Here is a 5,007-nt window from a genome sequence, read left to right as displayed (position 1 = left end):
GGTGGCCGACTCTGTGTCTGGGGTCATGGGTGTGACCGGTGGGGTGGAGTCGTTTGCGGGGGAGAACGCGGCGGGGGTGGTGGGGCCGCCGACGCGGGGGCCTGCTGGTCAGGAGTTGCCTGCGGCTGCTGACGAGCCGGGTGTGGTGTCGCAGGTGCGGGTGGAGGTGCTTGACAGGGCGGCGGCGCAGGCTGCTGGGGTGAATGGTCTGTTGTTGCGGGTGTCGCGGGCTGATGGTGATGTGACCGCTGGTGAGGCGTTGCTGGATATCGATTATTCGGGGTTCGGGGGTGCTTATGGGGGTGATTGGGCGTCGCGGTTGCGGTTGGTGCTGATGCCGGCGTGTGTGTTGACCACGCCGCAGGTTGCTGCGTGCCGGCGTGGGACGCCGGTGGTGTCGTCGCGGTCGGATGTGGCCAGTTCGCGGTTGTCGGGTCAGGTGCCTGTTGGCGCTGGTGGGGCTGGTGGGTCGGCGGGGCAGATGCGGGTGTGGCAGCAGGCGGGTGATGATGCGGCGGCTGCTGATGCTGGTGGTGGGGCGACGGTGTTGGCGGTGGCGTCGGATCCGGCGAAGTTTGCCAGGACGAATTTGACGCAGGCGTCGTCGTGGGCTGCGGGGACGCAGTCGGGGGATTTCACGTGGTCTTATCCGGTTGGGGTGCCGCCGGTGGCGGGTGGTTTGGTGCCGTCGGTGGGGTTGGGTTATTCGTCGGGGTCGGTGGATGGCCGGACGGAGTTTGAGGGTTCGCAAACCTCTACGGTGGGTGAGGGGTTCGGCGAGGTGTCGCGCAGTTTCATTGAGCGGGTGTATCGGCCGTGTGAGCAGGATGTGTTGCAGCGGGTGTCGCTTGCGGGTGGCTGGAATGTGTTCACCAAACTGGTGCCGTTGGCCGATTTCGACGGTGACGGGTCGAAGCGGCCGGATTTTCTGGGGGTGACGTCGGCCGGCGAGATGTGGATCAATTTCAATACGTCGGTGCCGGGGGACCCGAGGAAGGTGGGTGGGACGTTCATATCGTCGGGTTGGGGGACGATTACGGAGTTTTGGCCGGCTGATGTGGACGGTAACGGCCGTACCGACCTGGTGGGGTTTGACGGGTCGAGTGTGTGGATCTGGCGCACTTCTGGCGGTAACCCGGACGCGGCGCCGACTTTCGCCGCCCCGGTGACCCTTTCCGGGTTTTCGGGGTTCCGGATGCTGCCACCGGCCGATGTGGACGGTGATGGCAAGCCGGACATTGTGGGGGTGAACGCGGCGGGGGAGATGCGCTACCGGCGGAATGTGTCGGTGTCTGGTTCGGTGTCGATCTCGGGCACGTCGTCGTTGATTTCGTCGGGTTGGGGTGCTGTTCAGCATTTCTTCGTCGGCGATTTCGACGGTGATGGCCGGGTTGATATCACCGGGCGGGACAATGACACCTACTTCGTGTGGCTGTTGACCGGTGCGGTGGGGGCGGTGCCGGTGGTGACCGCGCGTAACTTCGGTGGCGGGTGGGGGATTTTTAGCCGGTTCGCGCCGCTGTTGGACTATGACCGGGACGGTAAACCGGATATCGGCGGGTTCACCTCGGCCGGTGAGTTGTATGTCCATTTGAACACGTCGACTCCGGGCAGTGTGTCCAAGGGTTGGGGTGGGTGGATCACCAGCGGTTGGTCCACTGTGGAGACCGTTTTGGCTGCCGACTTTGACGGTGACACGGTCAATGATCTGGTGGGTCGGGACACCGGCGGGACGATGTGGGTGTGGCAGGGCACGGGCAGGCCGGGTTTGCCGCAGTTCGGGCCGGTGCACTACAACGCGTCCAAGGACCAATGCTGGCGGTTGCCGAACGCGACGATGGTGCTCGATGGCCGGTCGGTGGAGCTGGTTTTGGATGACGCCACCGGGGTGTGGAAGCCGTCTGATGATGGTGCGACGCGGGTGGAGCAGGTCAACGACGGTAACGGTGAGTGGTGGAAGGTCACCACCGCCGATGGCACGCAGTATCATTTTGGCCGTAACAAGTTGCCCGGCTGGCAGGCCGGTGACCGTGAGACGGCGTCGCGGTGGGTGGTGCCGGTGTTCGCCAATCATTCCGCTGAGCCGTGCCTTGACGCGGGCACGTTCGGGTCGTCGTGGTGTCATCAGCCGTGGCGGTGGAATCTGGACTATGTCGTGGACGTGCATGGCAACAGCATGTCGTACTGGTATGCGCGGGAGACCAACAACGTCAGCCTGTTCGACAACCCGGGCGCGGTGGCCGTCTACGATCGGGGCGGCTATCTGGATCGTATCGAGTACGGCACCCGTACCGGCAGCGGTGCGACGCGTGAGTCGCGTCCGGATGCGGTGCCCCCGGCTGCTGTGCGGTTCGCGTATGCGGAGCGGTGCTGGGGCACGTGCTGGATGGGCACACCGTGGTATTCGGATCCGGTGTCGCAGAACTGGTACGACACGCCGTGGGATCTGCAGTGCGGCACCACCAACTGCCCCAACAGCATGGCGCCGTCGTACTTTACCGCGTTTCGGCTCGTCGGCGTGTACACCCAGACCCGCGATGCGGCGTCTTCTAGTTATCTGGAGGTGGACCGGTGGGAGCTGGCCCACGCCTACCCGGCCACCAATGATGCGACCAGCCCATCTTTGTGGCTGGACCGTGTCACCCACACCGGCAAATCCGGTGCCGGACCACATCTGACCGATCCGCAGGTGACGTTCGTGGGGGAGAGGTTTGCCAACCGGGCGCACTTCGATGCGGCCACCACCCAGCCGGCCAACAAGTATCGGATCACCAACCTGCACAACGGCACCGGCGGCCTCATCCAGGTCTACTATGACGGGGTCGACTGCCCGGCCGGCACTTCCAACACCCCCGACCTGGATAACAACACGCAGCGTTGTTTCCCGCAGAAACAGGGTGAGGAACTGACCTGGTGGTCCAAATACCGGGTGTCCAAAGTGGTCGAGATCGACCTGGTGGGCGGTTCACCGGACATCACCCACAGCTACACCTATTCGACCGATGGGTCGTCGACCGGGGTGTTGTGGGGGTTCAACTCGGCGGCTCGTTACAGCACCCGTAAGGCGTATCGCACGTGGTCGAACTGGCGCGGCTATTCCACGGTCACCGTCACCACCGGCACAGATACGGGCCAGCAGTCGCGGACCACGTCGTTGTACATGCGGGGGATACACGGTGACCGGGTTGAAGGTGATTGGGGTGACGGCAACCGCCACGCCACGATCACCACCTCCGACGGCGCTGTCCTTCTCGACGAGGCCCATCTGGCCGGGTTCCTGCGTGAACGTATCGTGTCGATCGGTGTTTTCCCGAATGTGCAGGCTTTGAGCAAGACGGTGCATGATCCGTGGTGGCAGCAGACCAGCCTGCGTAAGCCGACACCGACCTGGGCCATCCCACCGACCACCCGCGGCGGTTTCGTGCGCACCGGGGCGACCACCACCAAGACCCTGTTGACCAACGACGCCAACGACGGTGTCAGCGTGCCCACGCCGACGTGGCGTACCACGAAAACCGCCACCGTCTTCGACCCGGTGTATGGCCTGCCCACCCGAAGCGACGACCTCGGCGACGTGGCCACCGCATCCGATGATCTGTGCACTCGGGTCACCTATGCCCGCAACACCACCGCCTGGATCGTCGACAAGGCTTCCCGCAGCGAAACGGTCGGCGTGGCCTGTGCCACCACACCAGCATATCCCAGTGATCTGGTTGCGGACAGCCGCACCTTCTTCGACGGCTCCACGACGTTCGGCACCGCACCGACCCGCGGGCTGGCAACCAAGATCGAGCAGGCCAAATCCCACAACGGCACCACACCGACCTACATCACCACTGGGGAGGCCGGCTTCGACCAGTGGGGCCGACCCTTGTGGACCAAAGACGCCCTCGGCCGCCAGACCACCACCACGTACACCCATGACGCCGCCGGTCGGGTCTCCCAGATCAAGGTGACCAACCCCGCCACCCACACGCTGACCACCAACCTGGACACCGCCCGCGGCACCCCGATCACCATCGTCGACGCCAACGGCAAGACCACCACCGGCCAGTACGACACCAACGGCCGGCTGATCAAAGTCTGGCGACCGGGTCACCCCACCAGCGGCACCCCGGACGCCGAATACCGTTACGTCATCTCGGACACCAGCGCGTCGTTCGTCGAGTCGAAGGTGTTGGGCCCCAACGGCAACCAGATCGCCTCGTACGAGATGTTCGACGGCCTGCTACGCCCACGGCAGACCCAGACGGTGACCGAGGACGGCAAACGCGCCATCACCGACCTGCAGTACGACAAACGTGGCCTGCAAACCAAGCAGAGCATCTTCTACAACGACGCCGCGGCACCTTCCTCGACACTGCTGTCCTTCGCCGACACCAATGTGGAACGGCAGACCCGGTATGTTTACGACGCCGCCGGCCGCAGGATCAAGGATCAGTTGTGGCGTAACAACGTGCTGCACTTCGAATCCACCACTATCTACGACGGTGACCGCGTCAGCGTCATCCCGCCGCAGGGCGGTACCCGCACCCAAGACATCTTCGACGCCCGCGGCCGGGTGATCGAGAAGCGGCAACACCAGTCATCGGCCAACTTCACGGGCCCGTTCAACAAAACCCTGTACGGCTACGACGACGCCGGACGCTTGACTACCGTCACCGACCCGGGCAACAACACCTGGACCTACGGCTACGACCTGCTCGGCCGCAAAACCACCAGCATCGACCCGGATGCCGGCACCTCCACGTCCACCTACGACAACGCCGGACAGGTCACCTCCACCACCGACGCCCGAAGCCAAACCCTGGTCTACGAATACGACAACCTCGGCCGTAAAACCAAGCAGCGCGACGGCACGGCCACCGGCCCGGTGATGGCCGAGTGGACCTACGACACCGTGATGAAAGGCCAACTCACGTCGTCGACCCGCTACGTCGGTACCGACGCCTACACCACCCGGGTCACCGCCTTCGATGACGGCTACCGGCCGCTGCACACCGAAAC

1 protein-coding gene is annotated in these 5,007 nt (G+C 64.5%); it reads left to right on the top strand.

What is annotated here, in order from left to right; all coding sequences use genetic code 11:
* Window positions 1-25: 25 nt before the first annotated feature.
* On the top strand, window positions 26-5,007 hold a 4,982-nt coding region (locus DM816_RS40040; RefSeq protein WP_211589064.1), incomplete at its 3' end, for an FG-GAP-like repeat-containing protein.

Origin of the sequence: Allorhizocola rhizosphaerae, from assembly GCF_003426775.1 — a bacterium.
GTDB lineage: Bacteria > Actinomycetota > Actinomycetes > Mycobacteriales > Micromonosporaceae > Allorhizocola > Allorhizocola rhizosphaerae.
This window is presented reverse-complemented; position numbering and strand designations above follow the sequence as displayed.